The organism is Polaribacter staleyi (genome assembly GCF_038024045.1).
In the GTDB taxonomy this organism is placed as follows: domain Bacteria; phylum Bacteroidota; class Bacteroidia; order Flavobacteriales; family Flavobacteriaceae; genus Polaribacter; species Polaribacter butkevichii.
Map to the genome: position 1 here is coordinate 2,378,185 of NZ_CP150665.1, position 22,809 is coordinate 2,400,993.

At 29.1% G+C, this 22,809-nt stretch carries 21 protein-coding genes; 3 read left to right on the forward strand and 18 right to left on the reverse strand.

Annotation, left to right across the window (positions count from 1 at the left end):
• Positions 1-49: 49 nt before the first annotated feature.
• From WHD07_RS10110 to WHD07_RS10175, 14 genes are all read right to left on the reverse strand, one after another.
• Positions 50-1,381: a TolC family protein gene (locus tag WHD07_RS10110; RefSeq protein WP_343328285.1), complete on the reverse strand. Its 1,332-nt coding sequence runs from the start codon at positions 1,379-1,381 to the stop codon at positions 50-52.
• Between the two features lie 121 nt (positions 1,382-1,502).
• The gene (locus WHD07_RS10115; protein WP_343328286.1) at positions 1,503-1,724 is read right to left on the reverse strand and encodes a hypothetical protein; all 222 of its coding nucleotides are present in this window, start codon (positions 1,722-1,724) and stop codon (positions 1,503-1,505) included.
• A complete protein-coding gene (locus WHD07_RS10120; protein WP_343328287.1) occupies positions 1,717-2,256 on the reverse strand; it encodes a DUF420 domain-containing protein in 540 nt (179 codons plus the stop codon). The genes WHD07_RS10115 and WHD07_RS10120 overlap by 8 nt, the downstream gene beginning before the upstream one ends.
• Entirely contained in the window at positions 2,249-2,950 is a 702-nt protein-coding gene (locus WHD07_RS10125; RefSeq protein ID WP_343328288.1) for an SCO family protein, read from the reverse strand. Before WHD07_RS10125 ends, WHD07_RS10120 begins: the two co-directional genes overlap by 8 nt.
• Positions 2,947-3,612: a hypothetical protein gene (locus tag WHD07_RS10130; protein ID WP_343328289.1), complete on the reverse strand. Its 666-nt coding sequence runs from the start codon at positions 3,610-3,612 to the stop codon at positions 2,947-2,949. Before WHD07_RS10130 ends, WHD07_RS10125 begins: the two co-directional genes overlap by 4 nt.
• A gap of 77 nt (positions 3,613-3,689) precedes the next feature.
• Complete coding sequence (locus tag WHD07_RS10135) at positions 3,690-4,031, reverse strand: cytochrome C oxidase subunit IV family protein (protein ID WP_105049892.1); 342 nt, start codon at positions 4,029-4,031, stop codon at positions 3,690-3,692.
• Positions 4,032-4,116: 85 nt separating this feature from the next.
• Complete coding sequence (locus tag WHD07_RS10140; RefSeq protein ID WP_105049891.1) at positions 4,117-5,100, reverse strand: cytochrome c oxidase subunit 3; 984 nt, start codon at positions 5,098-5,100, stop codon at positions 4,117-4,119.
• Between the two features lie 58 nt (positions 5,101-5,158).
• Positions 5,159-5,746 (reverse strand): cytochrome c oxidase subunit 3, encoded by a 588-nt coding sequence (locus WHD07_RS10145; RefSeq protein ID WP_343328290.1) that lies wholly within the window; start codon positions 5,744-5,746, stop codon positions 5,159-5,161.
• A 2-nt stretch (positions 5,747-5,748) separates the two neighbouring features.
• The gene (gene cyoE / locus WHD07_RS10150) at positions 5,749-6,651 is read right to left on the reverse strand and encodes a heme o synthase (RefSeq protein WP_343328291.1); all 903 of its coding nucleotides are present in this window, start codon (positions 6,649-6,651) and stop codon (positions 5,749-5,751) included.
• Between the two features lie 199 nt (positions 6,652-6,850).
• The gene (locus tag WHD07_RS10155) at positions 6,851-8,926 is read right to left on the reverse strand and encodes a gliding motility protein RemB (RefSeq protein ID WP_343328292.1); all 2,076 of its coding nucleotides are present in this window, start codon (positions 8,924-8,926) and stop codon (positions 6,851-6,853) included.
• Between the two features lies 1 nt (position 8,927).
• On the reverse strand, positions 8,928-9,500 hold the full coding sequence (locus WHD07_RS10160) for an acyltransferase (RefSeq protein WP_317044735.1): 573 nt from the start codon (positions 9,498-9,500) through the stop codon (positions 8,928-8,930).
• Positions 9,501-9,502: 2 nt separating this feature from the next.
• A complete protein-coding gene (deoC, locus tag WHD07_RS10165; protein WP_343328293.1) occupies positions 9,503-10,249 on the reverse strand; it encodes a deoxyribose-phosphate aldolase in 747 nt (248 codons plus the stop codon).
• Positions 10,250-10,315: 66 nt separating this feature from the next.
• Positions 10,316-11,053 (reverse strand): energy transducer TonB, encoded by a 738-nt coding sequence (locus WHD07_RS10170; RefSeq protein ID WP_343328294.1) that lies wholly within the window; start codon positions 11,051-11,053, stop codon positions 10,316-10,318.
• A gap of 109 nt (positions 11,054-11,162) precedes the next feature.
• Positions 11,163-11,738 carry a DUF3109 family protein gene (locus tag WHD07_RS10175; RefSeq protein ID WP_343328295.1) on the reverse strand — a complete coding sequence of 192 codons (576 nt, stop codon included), beginning with the start codon at positions 11,736-11,738 and terminating at the stop codon, positions 11,163-11,165.
• Between the two features lie 84 nt (positions 11,739-11,822).
• On the opposite strand from WHD07_RS10175, the gene WHD07_RS10180 reads away from it, so the two are divergent.
• The 3 genes from WHD07_RS10180 (at position 11,823) to WHD07_RS10190 (ending at position 13,882) form a co-directional block, all read left to right on the forward strand.
• The gene (locus WHD07_RS10180; protein ID WP_343328296.1) at positions 11,823-12,410 is read left to right on the forward strand and encodes a MarC family protein; all 588 of its coding nucleotides are present in this window, start codon (positions 11,823-11,825) and stop codon (positions 12,408-12,410) included.
• Complete coding sequence (locus WHD07_RS10185; protein WP_343328297.1) at positions 12,411-13,016, forward strand: NAD(P)/FAD-dependent oxidoreductase; 606 nt, start codon at positions 12,411-12,413, stop codon at positions 13,014-13,016. It abuts the gene before it with no gap.
• Positions 13,017-13,147: 131 nt separating this feature from the next.
• On the forward strand, positions 13,148-13,882 hold the full coding sequence (locus tag WHD07_RS10190; protein ID WP_105049883.1) for an energy transducer TonB: 735 nt from the start codon (positions 13,148-13,150) through the stop codon (positions 13,880-13,882).
• 267 nt (positions 13,883-14,149) lie between these two features.
• On the opposite strand, the gene WHD07_RS10195 is transcribed toward WHD07_RS10190, so the two are convergent.
• The 4 genes from WHD07_RS10195 to WHD07_RS10210 all read right to left on the reverse strand — a co-directional run bounded on the left by WHD07_RS10195 (position 14,150) and on the right by WHD07_RS10210 (position 22,577).
• Positions 14,150-14,512: a response regulator gene (locus WHD07_RS10195; RefSeq protein ID WP_343328298.1), complete on the reverse strand. Its 363-nt coding sequence runs from the start codon at positions 14,510-14,512 to the stop codon at positions 14,150-14,152.
• 1,320 nt (positions 14,513-15,832) lie between these two features.
• A complete protein-coding gene (locus WHD07_RS10200; protein ID WP_343328299.1) occupies positions 15,833-16,195 on the reverse strand; it encodes a response regulator transcription factor in 363 nt (120 codons plus the stop codon).
• A 125-nt stretch (positions 16,196-16,320) separates the two neighbouring features.
• On the reverse strand, positions 16,321-16,974 hold the full coding sequence (locus WHD07_RS10205) for a response regulator transcription factor (RefSeq protein ID WP_343328300.1): 654 nt from the start codon (positions 16,972-16,974) through the stop codon (positions 16,321-16,323).
• The gene (locus WHD07_RS10210; protein WP_343328301.1) at positions 16,971-22,577 is read right to left on the reverse strand and encodes a PAS domain-containing protein; all 5,607 of its coding nucleotides are present in this window, start codon (positions 22,575-22,577) and stop codon (positions 16,971-16,973) included. The genes WHD07_RS10205 and WHD07_RS10210 overlap by 4 nt, the downstream gene beginning before the upstream one ends.
• Between the last annotated feature and the right edge of the window lie 232 nt (positions 22,578-22,809).

Below are 22,809 nucleotides of genomic sequence, written 5' to 3' on the forward strand. Positions count from 1 at the left end.
AGAAAACCTCGCAAATTTGCGAGGCTTCTAAAGTTCATCTATATTATATTTATTCTAAAATAAGTTCTCCAGAATAAAATTGTAACACTTTTGTTTTAAAAACATAATCATATTTAGAACGTATCATGGCTCCTTCTGCATTAACCAAACGGGTTCTAACTAAATCGAAATCGAACAACGTCATTACCCCATAATTATATCTTTCTTGTGCATTTTTAAATGCTTCTTTTTGTGCTTCTAAAGAAATTTTAGCAGCTTCATATGCTTTTAAAGATGATTTTACATCTAAAAACGCCTGCTCTATAGTTTGTTTTAAATTTAATTTTTCACTTTCTAATCTAGTTTCAAAAATTTCTTTATTTATTTTAGATCTTTTTACACTAGCATCAGTTTTAAAACCATTAAAAATAGGAACGCTAACGTTAAAGCCAACTCCATAACCTAGGTTTCCATCTAACTGATCGAAAAAATTACCAGTAGGAACTCCTGTTGGTTTTATAATATATCTATAATTTGAATTAGCAAAAACAGAACTGGTAATTGTTGGTAAATAGCTTCCTTTGCTAATTGCAATACCTAAATCTGCATTTTCTATTGCCAATTTAGCTCGTTTAATTTCGGGCATTTTTGTTAAAGATTTATCATAAACTGCAGATGAATTTTTATACAACAAATCAGATGAAGGTGACTGAACATCTAAGGAGGCAACATCAAAATTATTTACCGGAACCTGTAATAATTGTGCTAAATTTAAGAGCGCAAGGTCTAATGCATTCTCTTGAGTTATTACACTCTGTAAATCATTAGCAGCGGTAGATTTAAAGTTTAATAATTCTCCTTTTGCAATAGTACCAGCCTCAAATCTATCATTAGCAGCACTTATCTGTTTTTTGCTTATTTCTGCCTGAACTTTAGCTACTTCTAAATTTTCTTTGGCAAAAAGAACGTTTAAATATCCATTTACAACAAACAGAGAAACATCATTCTCAATTTTTGCTAAATCTAATTTACTTGTTTCGATACCTAATTCTGCTTGCTTGTATAAGTTTAAATTTCTAAACCCATTAAAAACAGTTATACCTGCACTTAAACCAACATTACCACCAAAAAAAGTTGTGCTTGCAGATCTGTTGTTTGTAACAGGATCAAAGTTAGAACCTGCAGAAAGATTACCTCCAGAATTGGCACTAACAGTAGGTAAAAAGTTTCCTTTAGAACTCTTTAAATCCGTTTTTGCAATTTCTAAGTTTAATTTATTCTGTTGAATAGAAATATTTTTATCTAAAGCTTGATTAACACACTCTTTAAGAGTCCATTTCTTTTGTGAAAAAGTAGCAATTGTAGTAAAAAAAGCTACAAATAGGATAAGTTTAGTCTTCAAAACGTATTTTTTTTGGGTTGATATAAAATAATGTAATCATCAAAAAGAAAAAATTCTTATAATGTTTCAATAAGACGACTAAAAGTAAAATTTGTTACAAGATATCAATCTTATATAAATGTTAATTTTTAGCATTTTTTTTATACCTGTAAATTACATAAAATAAAACACCTACCAAAAGATACGGAAAAACCATTAAATAGGTTATTCCATTATTAACACCTTGCGCCATAGAAACATCGCCATTTTCTACTACAGCTTTACACATTGCACATTGAGAAAATGAAACCTGTGATGTAAAAACCATCAACAACAACCATATAATTACTCTTTTTTTATACATAATAAGGAGATATCATTAAATAAACAACAACACCCGTAATGGCTACATACAACCATAAAGGAAATGTAAGTTTTGCTATTTTTTTATGTTGCGGAAAATTACCCAACTTTGCTCTCATAAAAGTGGTAAGTACAAGTGGAATTATAATAATTGATAAAATTATATGCGTAAATAAAATAAAATAATAAATATATTTTATAGCACCTTCACCTCCGAATTTAGTAGAATCAGATGTCATGTGATACCCAATATACAGTAATAAAAAAACTAAAGAACAGGCAATTGCAAATGTATTTAACTGCTCATGTAACTTTCTATTTCCTTTTTTAATTGCAACAACTGCTGCTATTAAAACAACTGCAGTTATACCATTTATAGATGCATAAATGGGTGGTAAAAAAGTTAAAGGCGCTACATTAAAACCTAGTTTTCTTAAATTAATACCAAATAAAGCTGCCACTGCCAAAGGAATAACAATGGATAAGCCTGTAATAATTTTCTTATATTTTTTTTCTTGTGCTAAATTACTCATTCAACAAAATTTTAATATCTTTTTTTAATTCTTCTACTTGGTCAGGAAAACCTTGTTCACTTAAAGCTCTGTAATACATAATTGGGTTACCAAACTCGTCTGTTCTAGATCTAATATTTCCTTCTTTATCTACTAAAGCAAACAAACCAGAATGCTCAAAACCTCCATGATCTTCATCTCCTTTACCTGCATATAATTTAAATCCTTTATTAGCTAAATCATAAACAATTTCTTGATTTTGACCTGTTAACAAATGCCAATTTTTATGCGTTATTTGATTTTCTAAGGTATATTCTTTTAAAACCTCTGGTGTATCTATTTCTGGCGTAATAGAAATAGAAGCAATACCAAAGTTAGTATTAGAAGAGAATTCATCTTGAATAGTAACCATCTTTTTATTCATTAAAGGACAAATAGTTGGACACGTAGAAAAGAAAAATTCTACAACATAAACTTTTCCTTTGTAATCATTATTGGTAATTATTTTTCCGTTTTGATCTACAAACTCAAAATCTGGAACTTTATTAAATGTATATAAACCACTTTTTTTACCAGATTTTTTGTCAATTCTATCCAATCGATCATGTTGCACAAGATCATTATCATTTATTCTTCTATCTAAATTTCTAACAACATAAATTCCGAATAAAAGGATAACAAATGATACACCTATATAAGAATACTTTTTGTTCATAACCCAACTTCTTTTCTATCTGCTTTATTTTCGTTTTTTTCTTTAAATGCAGCATAATACTCGTAAAAGAGTACTAAAACATCATCCTTTAATTTAGCATTTAACTCAGAAACAGAATTCATATTGTAACCAATAAGTTTTCCATCTTTACTATCTGCGTCGGTAAGTCTACCTCTAAGATTACCGTTTTTATCAATCAAAAAAACGTTAGATGTGTATAAATTAGATAATGCATTACCAGAATTAAAACTACCATATAAAGTTACTATTTCTTCTTTAGAACCGGCAACAAAATTCCATTTTACCATATCTGTAAAAGCACTAATTTCTTTTTTAAGCTGTTTAACTCCTTCTTCTTTTCCTTTGGGATAGATAGCAATTACCTGAAATTTCTTATATTCTATAAATTTCTTGTAAATTTTCTCGTTAAGATTAAAGAAACCGCCTTTTTGTGTATCTATATCGTTACCTAAAAAGCAAACAATAGAAATTCTATCTTTAAATGTTTGTAAGGTATCTAAGGTAGAAACATCAACAACACCTTTAGTAACAACAGGTAATTTAGTAAAATTATTTTTTCCGGTTGATAAAATTAAAAAACAGATTAATGGAAAAATAAATAGTAAAAATAATACAACTCTTTTTTTAGTAAGTTTCATCATCTATTCTTTTTAAGGCACTAAAATTAATTTCAGTATATAAAAAAAGGTGGTTAAAACCACCTTTTAAATTTTTTATTTTACCATTTTACAAGTGGTCCTAAAGTGTCATATAAATAACCACCTTCTATTAAGAGTAATGTTACTAGGTAACAAATTAGAAAAACTGCGGTCCAAACTATAGATCGTCTAAACCATTTTTTTTCACCCTCTAAGTGCATAAAAGCCCAAGCAATGTAATATGCTTTTACCAATGTTAAAATGATAAACAACCAGTTTAAAGGACTTGTACCTAAAAAGCTTGTAAGATGTAAAGAAGCTGGTTTAACAATACCAAATGCAACTTCTACAGTTGTTATAACGGTTAGTAGTATTAAAACTACCCAAATTCTCTTTGTGTTTGATTCGTGTGCGTGTGCCATTTTAATATTTTTTAGATTCCCGCTTTCGCTGGAATGATAATTTTAACAGAAACCTTTAGAATTTACCTAGAGGTACTCTTTTTAATTATACTAAGTAGAAGAATGTGAATACAAATACCCAAACTAAATCTACAAAGTGCCAATATAAACCTACTTTTTCTACCATTTCATAATGTCCTCTACGCTCGTAAGTACCTAGAACAACATTAAAGAAAATAATGATGTTAATTATAATTCCTGACAATACGTGAAAACCGTGAAAACCAGTTATAAAGAAAAAGAAATCGGCAAAAATAGTATTTCCATACTCATTTACATGCAAGTTAGCACCTTCTACAACCAATTTTGTTTTAGCCAATTGAGCTAATCCTTCTTCTCTAGAAAGAATTATTTTTTGTTTTGTTGCCGGATCAATCAATTCAGAACGAATTTGTATATCTGGATTTGCTTTAAAAGAACTTTGAATTTGAGCTATCGAATAGTTAGCAATTGTTTCTTCTTTCTCGAACCACAATCCATTTTCTCTAGTTTGTTGTACTCTACCGTCTGCTCTTTCACCTACTACAAAATCTGACAATGCAATTTGGTGTCCGTCTTTTACAAATTGTAAAATTCTTCCATCAGTAGTTTTTACAGCTCCATAAGAACCAGAAATAAAATTTTTCCATTCCCATGCTTGAGAGCCGATAAAAATCATCCCAAAAATAATAGTAGCAAACATATACCATGCTACTCTTTTTTGTTTCATTTGATGACCTGCATCTACAGCTAATACCATTGTTACAGAAGAAACAATAAGTATAAAAGTCATTAATGCAACATAATACATTGGTGCATGTACACCATGTAAACCAGGAAAGTGAGTAAATACCTCATCGGCAATTGGCCAAGAGTCTATAAATTTAAATCGTGTTAAACCGTAAGCTGCTAAAAAGCCCGAAAAGGTTAAAGCATCAGAAACGATAAAAAACCACATCATCATTTTACCATAACTTGCTCCAAATGGTTTTACACCACCACCGCTCCAAGTTTCTTTACCATCTGTAGGTATAGCAATATTTGCTTCCATATAATAATTTCTATTAATTAGTGTTCTTAGTTAGTGCGCCAAAAATAGCTATTTTTCATCACCTAATAAAATAGAAAAAGAAAAATAGATAAATCCATAGTATATCTACAAAATGCCAGAAGATTGTACCGAGTTCAAACCCAAGCATATTGTCTGATTTGTATTTGTATTTAAAATGATTATAAATAACAACTAATAGCACTATAATCCCTGCTAACAGGTGTAAAACGTGCATAAAAGTGATTCCTATAATAAAAGATGTTGATACCGTACTTTCTGGACCTGTAAAAAATAAGCCTACACTTTTTAGTTGATTAAAACCAACATATTGCTGCCAAACAAATCCTATTCCTAATAATAAGGTAACAACTACAAGTATTAAAGATAGTTGTCTTTTATCTTCTTTTAAGAATTTTTGCGACAAAAAAAGTGTTATACTACTTGCTACGATTAATACTGTACTTACATAAAACGCCTGAGGTAAATCAAAAGAAACCCAATCATCTCTTTCCATACTTATTACGTATGCACTTGTTAATCCTGCAAAAAACATCACCATACTAATCATGGAAATCCACAACATAGGTTTTGCAGATTTTTTCTTAGCAACCTTTAATTCTTGTTCTAATGTTTGTTCTACTATCATTATTAATGTAAAAATTTATCTACTACGTAGATTATTTGCACTACTGTAATATACAAAACACTTGATAGCATTAGTTTTCTTGCATCAATGTTTTCTTCACTTTTATGTAATTTAATTCCAAAATACAACATATACATACCTAACAAGGCAACAATTACTGCTGTTGCAGGATATATATAAAATGCCCCAGATAGTTTTAAAACAGGCGAAGTAGATACTAATATCATAATTACCGTGTAAAAAATAATCTGTTTTACAGCTCCTTTATCTTTTAATCCCATAGGAAGCATATTAAAACCGGCTTTCTGATATTCTTCATGTTGTAACCAACCAATTGCCCAAAAGTGTGGAAATTGCCAGAAAAACTGAATCATAAATAAAAACCCTGCTTCCATACCAAACTGATTGGTAGCAGCAACCCAACCTAACATAAATGGGATAGCTCCTGGAATAGCACCTACAAAAACAGATAAAGGTGTTACAGATTTTAATGGTGTGTAAACACTTGTATATAAAAATATAGAAATAGCACCAAATAAGGCTGTTTTAGCGTTAATACTATATAAAATTGAAAGTCCAAAAATAGTAAACAAAATAGCAACAGTAAGTGCTACATTTACAGACATTCTACCAGTTGGTAAAGGTCTGTTCTGAGTACGTTTCATAATAGCATCGGTATCTTTTTCTATAATTTGATTAAATGCATTAGAAGCACCAACCATAAAAAAACCTCCTATTGCCAACAAAATAAGGGTAAAGTAATCAATAATTTCTACACCCAATAAATAACCCGCAACAGAAGAAAACACAACACTTAGAGACAAACCAACTTTTGTGAGTTGCTTAAAATCTGAAATTATCGCCTGCATAGATATTTTATTGTCTGTAATTACTTTTGTTTCCATTTCTCAAAATAGTTTGCAAAGATATTTGATAATTATGACTTTACCACCATTTAATTAAGCTTTTAACTTTAAATAAAAAACCCACTCAATAAATTGAGTGGGAAAATTGCTATGAAAAAGAAAAAGTGTGACTTAATTAAAAATCACACTACAAAGATATATATAATATCGTTTATTTTTCACAAAAAAATATTAAAATTTAAAAATCGAAGTACCAATTAAATAAATCTGCTCTTACTCCTATAGAAAACCAAACATTTCCTCCTGATGGAAAACTCGTTAAAGGCGTATCTGAAGAGAAGTTTCTATAAGACAAACTAGCAAAAAGACTTGTATTGTTAGAAGGATTAATTAAATAATTACTTTGTACATCTGCAATAAAAATATTTGCAGTATTACCTTGTCCAATTTCTATACCCGTATCTCCTACACGATCATCATAAGATTGATAAATATCACCACCGTAACTTATTACTTGGTCTTCTAAATCAAATCCTTTTTTACCTACAATAATTTTAGCACTACCACTCCATCTGTCTTTTTTATATCTTGCAATTGCAATTGCCTCCCAAAAGTTAGCTCCCCACAAATGCCCAAGAGGTTGGCTGTAGTTTCCGTAATTTAAAATAGGTGATTTATGTGCAAATGTGTACGGACGAGCACGATTGTACTCTAACTGTAAAAATAAATTTTCAACCTTAAAGGCATCAAAATATTTTACACCTAATTGATAGGCATATTTATGTCTCCAATCACTTAAATCGCTTACGTTACCAACAGAAAACTCATCTATTACTAATTGAGAATATAAAGAGATATTATTATTTAATTTATACTTACCAGTTAAACCAACAATGGCATTACCGGCATCTTCTCCTCTATTAAACTCTAAAGATCTATAAAATAAAACAGGGTTTAAAAAACCTGCATCTATTCCGTTTTCTCCTGCAGATATTGCAGTTTCAAAAAGACCTATATTTAACTTATCTGTTAGGTTGATGCTCAAATAATGAGCTGCCACATATTTTCTTGCATGTTCATTTGGATCTGAGACAGTACTTAAAGAGGGTTCTGTATTCCACATCCAAATATTAGTGTATTGTATTTTCCAAAAATCAACCTTCATTTTTAAATAAGTGGTCGGAGAAGAAACATCTGATAAAATAAAAGATCTATATCCGTCTCCAATAAAGTTTTTACCATTACCAAACTGAAACTGCATATACTTATTTGGTGTGTATGCTAAATACGCTTCTGCAACAGGATAATCGTGAGCATCTGTTTTAAAACCTTTTGTTTTACCTCTACCAGGAACCAATCCTTCAGAATTTTTAGGTCGTACATTGGCTGCTGTATTGGTTATAAAACTATTTACATATTCTGCAAACCTACCTTGGCTTTCTGAATACGTGGTAGAAAATGAAAAATTCTTTCCAATCTCTCCGTTTACATTTACAATTCTAGAATTATTAAAAGTGTACGCTACATCAGAATTATCTTTTCCCATTTGAACATCAAACAATAAATCTACTGTTAACCAATAATCTTTCTTTTTTACTTGTAATAAATGTTCATTCCAAACTTTTTTACCCAACCAAGTTTCTTTATTTGGTTTTAAAAACTTTTTCTTCTCTTTGGTTAAATCATAATACGGCATTATTTCATTGTACGTATAAGGTTTAGAAGCCGTATGTGTACCTTTTGCTTTGTGCAACGCATATTCATAATCTACATAACTTCTATGTGTAAATGGAATATTTAGTTTACTATTATGTTCTAAAAAGGTAGAATCTGCAATTCTCTTTTTTTCTACAACATCTATTAAACTTTCTTTTTTAATTTCTAAACTAGCACCATCGTTATTTACAATAGAATCTTTAGAAATTTCGTTTACTGGAAAACTGATAGGCAATTCGAACTTCATTTCTATTGGATGATTATTATACCAACCAGGAGTAATTTTTGGTAAAACCATAAAAGCTCTTTTTACTTCTTCCCTTACTTCATTAAATGGCGTATTTACGTAAATTAACTTAAATTCTCCTTCTGTTGTAACCGCAAAAATAGTATTGGCAGTTCCTTTAAAACTTTCGTTTTTTGCAATTTCTGGAGTTTTAAATTCGGCAAAAAACAATTTTCTTGTTTGCGCATAGAAACAATCTTTTAATGATTGAATTTCTACACCTTTACAAGCTTCGAAAATTGGATATTTTTCTTCTTGAGCAAATAATATTGAGGGAAATAATAAAACTAGAAATACGTATTTTTTTATCATTCTATAACTTTATAATGGTGTTGTTTTTTAATTGATATTTTTGATTACTTTCTTTACAGATAGCAATTCCGTTTTTATTAAATTCTAACCGATGGCCGTACTCACTTACCCAACCTATTTGTTTAGAGGGGTTGCCAACTACAAGTGCAAATGGTAAAATTTCTTTAGTTACTACAGCACCAGCACCAATAAAAGCATACTCACCAATAGTATTACCGCAAACAATGGTGGCATTTGCACCAATACTTGCGCCTTTTTTTACTAAAGTTTTTTGATATTCATTTTTTCTTTTGATAGCGCTTCGTGGATTAATTACGTTTGTAAAAACCATAGAAGGACCTAAAAAAACATCGTCTTCGCAAATTACGCCTGTATAAATAGAAACATTGTTTTGCACTTTAACATTTTTACCTAAAATAACTTCTGGAGAGACTACTACATTCTGACCAATATTACAGTGATCACCTATAACACAATTAGACATAATATGACTAAAATGCCAGATTTTGGTATCTTTACCAATACTGCAATCGTTATCTATTACAGCCGTTTCATGTGCAAAATATTCTATCAAAATTAGTATCCTGAATTGCTGTTTTGTTCTTTATTAACTATTTCTTTAGAAGATGATGTACCTATTCTATCTACTCCTAAATCTATCATTTTTACAGCGGTTTCATAATCTCTTACACCACCTGCTGCTTTTACTTTTAAGGGTTTTGCATTTTCTATAATTAATTTCATAGTTTCAAATGTGGCCCCATTTGGTAAATTGTTTTCGGTTTTAAAAAACCCTGTTGATGATTTTACAAAAACATTTTCTGCATTTTCTTCACCAAAAACAGTAAAAACAATACTTTTAATTAACGACGAAATTACAACTATTTCTTTATTGGTTAAGGCAGCAACTTCAATTATCCACTTTACAACTTTATTATTATCTAAAGCAAGGGCTATTCCCTTTGTAATTTCATTGGTAACTAAATCTATTTCGCCTCTTTTAAAAGCCTGATAATTTACAACAAAGTCTAACTCATCTGCACCTAAATTAATAGCTTCTTTAGCTTCTTTAATTTTTTCGTCTAATGAATAAGTTCCTTCGTGAAAGCCAATTACAGTACCTATTAAAGTTTTAGAAGAAGCTTTACCTAACATTTCTTTGGCTAAAGGGATGTATTTAGCACGAATCATGATTAATTTATAATCGAACAAAATAGCTTCTTTAATTAAATCGATCACTTTTTGTTGATTTTCTTCTTCCGTAAGATTCGCCTGACTTGCTGTTTTTAAGTAAGTAGCGTCTAAATATTGATTCATTTTCATTTTACAAAAATAATAAATAATAAAACGGATTCCATAAAAAACCCAACCTTTTGGTTGGGTTTTATTTTACTCTAAACGAAAAGCTATTGGTAAATTATATCTAACCTTAACCGTTCTACTATTTTGTTTACCAGGTTTAAATTTGGGTAACTTTTTAATAACCCTTAAAGCTTCTTTTTCTAAACCTTTATACGCTGTTCTAATCATCACATCAACTACATCTCCTTTATCATCTATTACAAACTGCGTCTGTATTTTATGTTTGCCAGAACGTAAACCTATTTCAGTTGCCAATCCTACATCAAAATTACGTTGTACAAACTGTTTCATTTTTTTATCAAAACAAATCTTATTTTCTTTTTTTGATAAATTTTCACATCCTTTAAAAACAGGTGCATCTTCTATACTTACAAAATCTACATCTTCAATAAAGTCATCAATAACATAAACCTCAACAACTTTATCTATATCAATTAAAACAGGATCTTCTATTGGAGTATTATCTATAATTGTTTCAATAATAGTATTATCTCCTTTTACAACCTCATCTACAATAAATGGTGCTGCTTTTATAACCTTTACTTGAGGCACAACTTTAGGTTGTTTTGTAAAAAGAACATCTACATCTGGTTCTACATAAACAATTTTGTTTTTATCTGGCTTAAGAACAACTATTGTTTTCTGTTCGGTTTGGTATTCTAAAGTCACAAAGACTATAAAGAGTACTAATACAAGCCCTAACTGCATAAAAAGGTTAGAGAATTTTTCTAATTGTTTGGTTGGTAGTTTCTTGGTGTTTTTCATAATTAGAAAGTTTTTAAATGTTAAAACTTTGTTAAACCAATTAACGTGCCACAAAAAAAGCATCAAATTTCTTTGATGCTTTTAGGCTAAAATATTTTTTATAGTGTAACTACCTATTTTTTAAATGCTTTTCTGCAACTATTTCTAATTCATCATACCAGTCTTGACCATACTTTCTAATCAAAGCTTGCTTTACAAACTTATAAACAGGCACTTGTAATTCTTTACCTAAGGTACAAGCATCGTCGCAAATTTCCCATTTATCATAATTTACAGCAGAAAACTCACTGTAGTCTTTTATTCTAATCGGGTATAAATGACAAGAAACTGGTTTTTTCCAATCGATTTCTCCTTGATTATAAGCTTCTTCAATAGCACACAAAGCCGTCTTTTTTTCATCAAAAATAACATAAGCACAATCTGCACCATTAATTAAAGGAGTTTCTAATTCTCCCCATTCACTGGTAACCCAAGTGCCTTGTTTTTCAATTGCAGCAATGCCCTCTTTTCTTAAAAAAGGTTTTACTTTAGGATAAATATCTTCTAAAATTTTTGTCTCTTCCTTTTCTAAGGGAGCACCTGCGTCACCATCTATACAGCAAGCACCTTTACATGCAGATAAATTGCAAACAAAATCTTTTTCGATAATATTTTCTGATACTATAGTTTTTCCGAGTTGAAACATACCGCAAAAATAGTGTTATTTTTTTCTATAACTTTACGTTTTCCTAAACTAAGTTGCCTAATTTTGCCAAAAATATAAAAAATTATGAATTTTATTTTTAAAGAAGCTTTTACTGCATTTATGGTTTTGTTTGCTGTGATAGATGTTATTGGTAATATTCCTATTATTATAGACTTACGAAAAAAAGCAGGTCATATTCAGTCTGAAAAAGCAGCTATAATTGCAGGGATTATTATGATTATTTTTTTGTTTTTAGGACAAAGTTTATTAAAATTAATAGGAATTGATGTACATTCTTTTGCTGTTGCAGGTGCCTTTATACTTTTCTTTATTGCTTTAGAAATGATTTTAGGAATTACGCTTTATAAAGATAATGAAGGCGATGTTAATGCAATTACAGCCTCTGTTTTCCCTTTAGCTTTTCCTTTAATTGCTGGCCCAGGTAGTTTAACAACCTTACTTTCTTTAAGAGCTGAGTTTCATTTAGAAAACATTATAGTTGCTGTTTTAGCAAACGTTCTTTTAATTTATTTTGTATTAAAAACATCTTCTAAAATAGAACGTATAATAGGTCCTAACGGAATTCAAATAATTAGAAAGATATTTGGTGTAATTTTATTAGCTATTTCTGTAAAATTATTTGCAGCAAATATTAAAGTCCTTTTTATTTAAATGATTTTTGATGTTTTAATTATAGGAGGAGGCGTTTCTGCAATGCAATGTGCGTTGGTATTAGGTTCTGCAAAAAACAAAGCTTTTGCAGCCGATAAAAATATTGGAATTATTATGCACCAAAGAGCATCTCATCTACAAGACGCATTATTTAATAACGTACTAGGTTTGCCTCCTAAAACTTTAGGAAAAGATATTCTAATTAAAGGTAAAGAACAACTTGCTACCTTATACCCAGATGTACAACAAATAGAAAACGAAAAAGTTTTATCTGTCTTAAATATTAAAAATGGCTACCAAATAACAACCAACAATGCTACTTATTCTAGTAAAATTGTAATTGTTGCTTTAAATTATTCTAAACCATTTACAATAGAAGGTTTAGCCACTTTTATAGAACCTCATGGTAGTGCAAACCCTTCTAAAGATAGAATTCAACTTAAAAACAAAAACCATCTTATAAAAGATGGCTTATACTGTTGCGGTACAATAGCTGGTTGCAGAAGCCAGTTTGCAATTGCTGCCGGTAGTGGGGCAAGTGTAGCTACAGAAATACTTACTATTTGGAACAATAACATCCCTACAAAAATACACGACAAAGTATGATGAAAATCATATTTTAAAGTCCTTTTAATTTTTAATTTTACAATAGAAAACCAAATTCCTGAGAATTTGATAATTCTAAAGCTATTTTTAAATAACAAAGTAAAAATTACATAATTTAAAAGGATTTCAAAATGGACGTTAAAAAAAACCCAAAACAACAGTTAGAAAATTATAGCAAGATTTTCTTACAAATAGGGTTAGTGCTAACCTTATTTATTACCTACACTTTAATTGAATATAAAACATATGAAAGGAATGATTTAAAAAGCTTAGGACAAGCCAATATGATCGATGATATGAAAGAAGACATTCCTATCATAGAAATGCAAGAAGTAAAACCACCACCAAAAAACACACCTCCACCAGTTGTAGAACAAATTACAGTTGTAGAAGATGAAAAAGAAATAGAAGAAACCGTTATAGAATCTACAGAAACAGATGAAACAGAAGGTGTAATTGTAAATACAGATGATATTGTAGAGGTAGAAGAAGTAGAAGAGGTTGTAGAAGACATCCCTTTTATCTTAATTGAAAACGTACCTGTTTACCCTGGATGTAAAGGAGATAACAAAGCCTTAAAAGACTGTTTTACAAAAAAAGTAACTGAGTTTTTTGGTAGAAAGTTTGATGTTAATTTAGCTAACGAATTAGGCTTACAACCTGGTAAAAAGAAATTATTTGTAATTTTTACAATTAACAAAAAAGGTAAAATAGCAAATGTTAGAGCTAGAGGACCACACCCTAGATTAGAAAAAGAAGTAGTAGAAATTATTAGTGCCTTACCTACCATGACTCCTGGAAAACAAAGAGGAACTCCTGTTGGTGTTAGTTACAGTATCCCTATTACTTTTGAAGTTAGAATCTAAAAAATAAGGCCCAGTTTATAACTGGGTTTTATTTTTTTCTTTAAATAATTGAAAACTAAGAAATTCACCTATTGAACAGCCTTACAATGTTATCTATATTTGTAGTGTAATCTTTAACAAATATTATATCTTGATTTTAGATTATTTTTAAAAATAAATTAATGTATTTAGTCCCCCATAATTATATTAATAAAAAGCTGAACCACCCCCTTGTCGTTTAGCTTTTTTTATGCGCTATTTTTAAAATTAATGAAACACCACTTATCCTTAAGCGTTTGTAATAGCCTCTATTAATTTATCAAAATCTTTCGTTTTATCAAAAAAAGTACAAACCCCATATTTTAAACAATAGCTTTTAAGCTCTATACTTACAGAAAAAACAAACACTTTTGTTTCTATTTGTTTTTCTTTAAGGATTTTTAATAATTCTATACCATTTCCATCAGGTAGTTTTAAATCTAGTATCACCAATTCGAAATTTGTATCAGCAAAAAGAGTAATTGCCTCTTGTAAAGATTCTGTTAAACGAATGTGTTTGATTCCTGTATTTTTCTTAGCCGCATTAACAATACTCTTTCCAATAAAAGAGTTGTCTTCCACTACTAGTAAATTATTTAAAATTGATTTCAATATAAGGGGTATAATAGATGAATTAAAGGCAAGATAAGTGGTTTTATTAGATATAAACGTAAGCAAAATGCTTATCATTTTTATTATTAAACCATCATTAGGCTATAACAATTAACCTTTAAAAAAGCATACTTTTAATCAATATTAAAAAAATAAGAAAATTACCTATTGAAAAAACTTATATTCTTATCTATCTTTGGAGTATAGTTTATTAGTTATTTGTAAATCATAAAATTACAGAAACCACTAAAACTATTTTATTAAAAGATATTAATGTATTTAGCCCCCCCATAATGTATTAATAAAAAAGCTAAACTCCCCCCTTTGACGTTTAGCTTTTTTTATGCGCTATTTTTAAACAACTGATAAAAGTCTATACTGCATAATGTAAAGTTTTTTGATTTTTGATAAAAAACACTTTAACACTTAATAGTCTTCAAACAAAATTACTCGAAAGATTATTCAAAAAATAAGAAATTTACCTATTGAAAAAACTAACATTCTTATCTATCTTTGAAGTGTAGTTTATTAGTTATTTGTAAATCATAAAATTACAGAAACCACTAAAACTATTTTATTAAAAGATATTAATGTATTTAGCCCCCCATAATGTATTAATAAAAAAGCTAAACTCCCCCCTTTGACGTTTAGCTTTTTTTATGCGCTATTTTTAAACAACTGATAAAAGTCTATACTGTATAATGTAAAGTTTTTTGATTTTTGATAAAAAACACTTTAACACTTAATAGTCTTCAAACAAAATTACTCGAAAGATTATTCAAAAAATAAGAAATTTACCTATTGAAAAAACTAACATTCTTATCTATCTTTGAAATATAGTTTATTAGTTATCTGTAAATCATAAAATTACAGAAACCGCTAAAACTATTTTATTAAAAGATATTAATGTATTTAGCCCCCCCATAATGTATTAATAAAAAAGCTAAACTCCCCCCTTTGACGTTTAGCTTTTTTTATGAGCTATTTTTAAACAACTAATAAAAGTCTATACTGCATAATGTAAAGTTTTTTAATTTTTTAAAAAAAATAATTTAACACCTTATAGCCTTCAAAATAAAATCACCTAAAAAGTTATTCTAGAAATAAGAAAATTACCTATTGAAAAAACTAACATTCTTATCTATCTTTGAAGTGTAGTTTATTTGAAATTTTAAAATAAACGAAAACTATTTTTGATAAAAAATATTAATGTAGTTACCCCCCCATAATTATATTAATAATAGAGCTAAGCCACCCCCTTGTCGTTTAGCTTTTTTTATGCTATGTAAATAAAAAAATAAAATACTTGTGGTAGGTTGGTTAAGCGTTTGTAATAGCTTCTATTAATTCATCAAAATCTTTCGCTTTATCAAAGAAAGCCAATGCACCATATTTTAAACAAAAAAGCTTAAGCTCTGTACTTACAGAAAAAACAAACACTTTTGTTTCTATTTGTTTTTCTTTAAGAATTTTCAAAAGCTCTATTCCATGTCCATCTGGTAATTTTAAATCGAGTACTACTAATTCAAAATAAGTATTATCAAAAAAAGAAATTGCTTCTTGCAAAGACTCTGTTAAACAAACATCTCCAATACTACTAATTTCATTAGCAGCATTAACAATAGCCTTTGCAACAAATGAATTGTCCTCTACTATTAATAAATTATTTTTTTTTGATTTCAAGATAAGGCAAATATTTTAAAAAATTACCAGGGGAGAAACTCAAATGTAGGCCTTTTTTAGAAGTATTTACATAAGCAATATGCTTATCATTTGATTATTAATAAACAAACTAATGCTCTAATAAGTTAAAGATCTAATGAGGTTAAACCTTCTTGAATCGCATACTTTGTTAATTCTGGAATTGTATGTAAATCTATCTTTTTCATAATATTATTTCTATGAACATCAACCGTTTTAGGGCTTAAAAACAAAATTTCTCCTGTTTCTTTAGATGATTTACCTTCTGCTATTAACTGCAATACTTCCTTTTCTCTAGAGCTCAATTGTGTTTTTTCTAATGCTTTCTTCTCTTTAAGTACTGTAAGAAACTCTTGATTAATTTCTCTTGAGAGATATCTTTTATTTTGCATTACTGTAGAAATTGCTGTTATTAATTCATCAGCATCTCCATCTTTTAATAGATATCCAAAAGCACCCGCTTTAAACATACTCTGAATAAATTGCTTACTAGAATGCATAGAAAGACCTATTATTTTTATATCAGAGTTTTCTTTATGAATTTGTTTTGTTGCCTCTATGCCGTTTAAACCAGGCATTGCAACATCCATAACAATAACATTTGGAGCTAATTTTAAACATGTTTTTATAGCTTCTCTGCCATCAGAAGCCTCACCAATAATATGCATATTAGACCTTTGTTCTATAATGTTTCTTAAACCATCTCTTAACAATTTATGGTCATCAACTAATACTATTTTAATTTCTTTTAGATAAGTCATTTAGATAAAGGTATAAAAAATTCTACAGTTGTTCCCACATTTATTTTCGATTTTATGGTAAATTTTCCTTGTATGTTTCTAATACGTTCTTGAACTGTAAATAATCCAAAGCCAGAACCAGAATGATTTTGATAGTTGTTTAATATAGAAGTATCAAACCCAACACCATTATCAGTAATAAAAATATTTAGCCCTAGTTTATTTTTATCGAGATCTAAAGTAATTAAAGAAGCATTGGCATATTTTATTGCATTCATTAAAACTTCTTGTATACTTCTATACAATAAAATCGATTTTATTTCATCAAGATTTATACTATCTACATTACTCTTAACTACACACATTATCTTATGAGTTACCTCTACATTATCAAACAACCAATTTAACGCCTCAATAATACCTAATTGATATAATACTGGTGGCGATAGTTCATAAGTGATTTTTCGGCTATTTTCTAAAGCTTCAGAAATATGTGTTTCAATAAACTTTAAATCATCATCTATTAATTTTAAGTGTGGCCTTTTCTTTAACTCATTAATTTTCATTTTAGAAATAACCAAAGACTGACTTAAATGATCATGAATATTGGTCGCAATTTCTTTTTTCTGTTTTTCTTCTATCACAGTCATTTCTGTGGTTAATTTTTGAAGCGATGTTTGATATTCTTGAATTTCTTGTTTTGCTAAAATCCATTGTGTAATATCCCTTGCGGTGGAAATAAAAGAGCTAATTTTTTTATTTTTATAAACAGGAGATGATAAGAATTCTAGCCACACATAATGTCCTTCTTTATGGAGTACCCTACAAACAAAAGCATCAATAACCATACTACTAAACATTCTCTGTTCCATAACTTTTTTTAGAGAACTAATATCTTCTTTATGGACAACTTTAAATACCTTTTTACCTAAAAGTTCCGCTTGTTCATACCCTAAAATACCTTTTATAGAAGGGCTAATGTATTTAAAAGTACTATCCATTTCGTGTAAACAGATTAAGTCATTAGAGTTATCGGTTAATATACGATACATCTCTTCTGCTTTTTCAATTTCATTTCTTATTCGTTTCTGCTCTGTTATGTCCTGAGTGGCACCTTTTAAACTAATAACTTCTCCGTCATCACCTATTACTGGTTGACAAAGACCTCGCAACGTTTTTTGAGCACCATTGGGTAGGAAAATTCGAAATTCAATATCGAATGGAATTCCTAAACGGATAGCTTTATCAACAGAACTATTATGTAATTCTAAGTCGTCTGGATGAATCTGATTTAAAATTGTATCAAACTTAGGATTACCTATCCCTGGGTCTAAACCCCAAATATGAAATGTTTCTTCAGACCACTCTGACTCTTGGTTTAAAGGATTAAATATCCAACTTCCTACTTTTGCTAATTTCTGAGCTTCTTTTAATCTCTTAATAGACTCTCGTTTTGCTGATTCTGCATCTTTTATACTTTGAACACTTTGAATACTAACAGGAACTGTTTTTTGTTCTATTTCTGTTTGAGGAATAGGAATAGAAATTATAGCTGCAAACTCATCTCCCTTTAAGGTTTTGTAATTTACTTCTGATGTAAATGTTCTTTTATTATTCCATATGGATATAATTAACTCCCCAAACACTTTATGAGCACCTTTACCAAAGGTATCTTGTATATTTCCTACTAAAAAATCTTTATCAGTTTCTGCTTTAAATAATTTTACGGTAGCCTTATTAACTTTATTTATTTTTACTTTTTGGAGTATTGAAAACAATACATCTGGGTGCTGTTCTAAATAAGTTCTAATATTAGTTATGTTAAGTTTTCTAAGTTCTGCTAACTGTTGCATTACAAGACTTAAATCCCCATTCCAAATAGAGATTGTAGCACTATCAAACAACTCTCTATATCTATTTGTAATTATTAAATTTTTCTCTTCAATTAATTTTTTCTCTGTAATGTTTTGCGTAATACCTCTTCTACCAATAATTTCGTTTTGTTGGTTGTATACCGGTTGCGCTACGTTACGTACCCAAACTTCTTCTTTTCTTTGATTAAGTATCTTTAATTCTATATCATAAGGAATCCCTTTTGTATCAAGTTCTTTAGTTGCTTCTACTATTATTTTCTGTGAATCTTTATTAAAAAAGTTTATAATTTCATTTCTCGATGGAACTCGCTTATTAATATCTAATCCAAAAATATGATACAGATACTCAGACCACATAAAAGTATCGGTTTCAATATCATATTCATGATAACCTATTTTAGCAACTTTACTTGCCTCATCCATAGCATACTTTCTTTTTTCCAAAAGACTTAAAGAAGTCTGAATTTTTTGTTTAGAAAGTTCTAGTTCAAATTGTGCTTTTTTAGAAGATGTAATATTTTGGGCAACACCTCTTCTACCAATAATTTCATTTTGCTGATTATAAATTAGCTGAGTTACATTTCTTACCCAAACCTCCTCTTTTTTACTATTAACTAGTCTCACCTCAATATCAAAAGAACCTCCATTTAAATTAAGTTCTTCATTTGCTTTTACTAATTTTTCTTTAGATTCATCATCTAAAAATTTTAGAATTTCTTTTTGAACTGGAGTTCCTTTTTGGGGAGTTAAACCAAATATTTGATAAATATAATCGGACCAAATGTAAGTATCGTTTGCAATATCATACTCCCAATACCCAATTTTAGCCAACTTGCTTGCCTCATTCATAGAGCGCTCTTTTATAGCTAAAAGATGAAGAGAATCTTCAATTTTTTGTTTAGAAACTTCTAATTCGAGCAATGCTTTTTTAGATTCTGTAATATTATGTAAAATTCCTTTTCTACCTACAATTTCATTTTGTTTATTATATACCGGTTGTGCTAAATATCTCAACCAAATTTCTTCTTTTTTAGAGTTGATGTATTTCACCTCAATATCACTAGAAAGCCCCTTCGAATCAACATCTAAAGAAGCTTTTGCTATCTTATTTTGAGATTCTTTATCAAAAATTGATAGAATTTTATTTAGGTGAGGCACTCCTTCTTTTCTATCAAATTCTAAAACATTATACATATAATCCGACCATATATAGGTATTCGTTTCAATATCATAATCTTGATACCCTATTTTAGCCACTTTACTCATTTCATTTTTAGAGTATTCACTTCTTTTTAACAACTCTAAAGAAGTTTGTATCTTTTCTTTAGAAAGTTCTAATGCAAATTGTGCTTTTTTAGATGCAGTAATATCTTGCATAATACTTCTTCTACCCACAATTTTATTCTGTTCATCATACACAGGCTGAGACACGTTTCGTATCCAAATCTCCTCATTTTTTAAAGTAGTACACTTCAACTCAATGTCACAAGGCATTCCCTTTAAATCAATATCTAAAGCAGATTGTTGTATCTTTCTTTGAGACTCTTTATCAAAAATTGATAGTAATTCTTCTCGTGTTGGTATCGGTTTATCTGCATCAAACCCTAAAACATCGTAAATATATTCTGACCACTTATAGGTATCTGTTGCAATATCATATTCCTGATACCCTATTTTGGCTATTTTACTTACTTCTTTTAATGAGTATTGGCTTTTTTCTAAAAGATCTAAAGTTGTTTGAATCTCTTGTTTAGAAAACTCTAGTTCTAATTGAGTTTTCTTAAAACTTGTTATATTTTGCATTACCCCTCTTTTACCTACAATTTCATTTTGTTGGTTATAAATAGGTTGCGCAACATTTCTTACCCAAACCTCTTCTTTTCTCAGATTGATGCACTTCAATTCAATATCATAAGGAATACCTTTCAACGTGAGATCCAACGTAGCTGGTAATAATTTTTCTTGAGATTCTTTATTAAAAAATGCTAAAACCTCTTCTCGTATAGGAACCCCATCTTTAGGATCTAAACCAAATATTTGGTACATATACTCAGACCATATAATATTATCTGTTAAGGTATCATGTTCCCAATACCCTATTTTAGCTACTTTACTAGCCTCATCCATAGAGTATTTTCTATTTTCTAATAATTCTAAAGAGGTTTGAATTTTTTGTTTAGAAAGCTCTAATTCAAGTTGAGACTTTTTAAAAGCTGTAATATTATGTAAGACACCTCTTCTTCCAATAATTTCATTTTGCTGGTTGTATACAGATTTTGCTACATAACGCACCCAAACTTCTTTTCCTTTTAAATTGATACACCTTAATTCCACATCGCAAGGAGTTCCTTTAACCGTAAGTGCTTCTGATATTTCCTTTATTTTTCTTTGAGATTCCTTGTCAAAAATTGACACAATCTCTTTCCTTGACGGTATTTTCCCCCTATAGTCTACGCCATAAATATCATAAACATAATCAGACCATTTATAAGTATCCGTGGCTAAATCATATTCTTGATATCCTATTTTAGCCACTTTACTAGCCTCTTTTAAAGAATTTTCACTCTTTTCTAATAACTCTAATGATGTTTGAATTTTTTGATTTGCAATTACCTTCTGTGTAATATCCCTTGCAGAGGTAACAAAATAGCTAATCTCTTTTTCTTTCTCTTTATATACTGGAGACGATAAAAACTCTAACCAAACATAATGCCCTTCTTTATGACGAACCCTAAAAGGAATTGCTTCGGAAATAATACCATTGCTAAACAGTTTTTGTTCTAACACATCTTTTAATACCTCAACATCATCTTTATGTATGATACTAAAAACTTGTTTTCCTATAAACTCTAATTGTTCATAACCCAATAACTTTTTTATAGAAGGACTAATGTATTTAAATGTACTATCTGGTTCTTGCAAAAAAAACAAGTCATTAGAATGCTCTGTAAGTATACGATGCATTTCTGCAGCTTCTTTAATTTCTTTTTCTACAGATTCAAACTTCTGCTTATATGTTAAAGGCTGAAATACATCCTTTATATTAAATATATGTGTTAAAGGCTCACTAGAATCAAAAAACCTTAGATAAAAATAAAGAAGACCACTATAAAAAAGTGTAAAAACTCCTTTTGAGATCAATCCTGATATAATAATTGATTTTAAATTTTCTAAATTCCAAAAAGCTACGGTTACAAAAAAAAGAGTATCAAAACTTACAACGATTAACATTGTTAAAAAAATTTGTAAGAATAAGAATCGTACTTTTCTAGATATATATTCAAATAAAATTATGATTAAAAAAGCGTCTAAAAACAATGTAATTGTACCTATAAATAATTCCCATGGACTAACTTCAAAAAAAGTTGTAGGCAGGTCTATAGGGCCATTTATAGTTGAATTTCCAAAATGCCAATTCAATGTTTGTAAAAGAATTGCCATTACGATATTTACAATAAACAACGCATAGATTATTTTTTTTGTTTCACTAGTATCTTCTTTTATATAAACCATTAATAAAACAAAAAGAGTTGCTGTAAAAAAAACCGCGGACCCCGGAGGAACATTAAAATCGCTTGTTACTGAAACATAAACAGTACTATATAGAAATACTTGCACAAATTGAAACAACCCCAAACAAGCATACATAACTCCAATACCTAATTGTCTTCTAAGACGGAATAATAAGAGTATTACTGAGGCAACTATAGTACCTTGTAAAAACAAGATGGCTATTTGATTATAATTCATAACTTTAGATTATCTAAATATAGAGATTAAAATTTATATCTGCTGATAATTTATTTTCTATATTAAGTATATTAGAGTCTAATATAAGCATAATTTTATTTTATCATTTATATATATTTTATCAATGAATAAATAAAGATTCTTTTTTTTAACAAGTACTAGTTATAATAGTAGTTTACTTTTTTTTCTAAAAACAAAAAAACCCAGCTTATCGCTGGGTTTTATTATATAG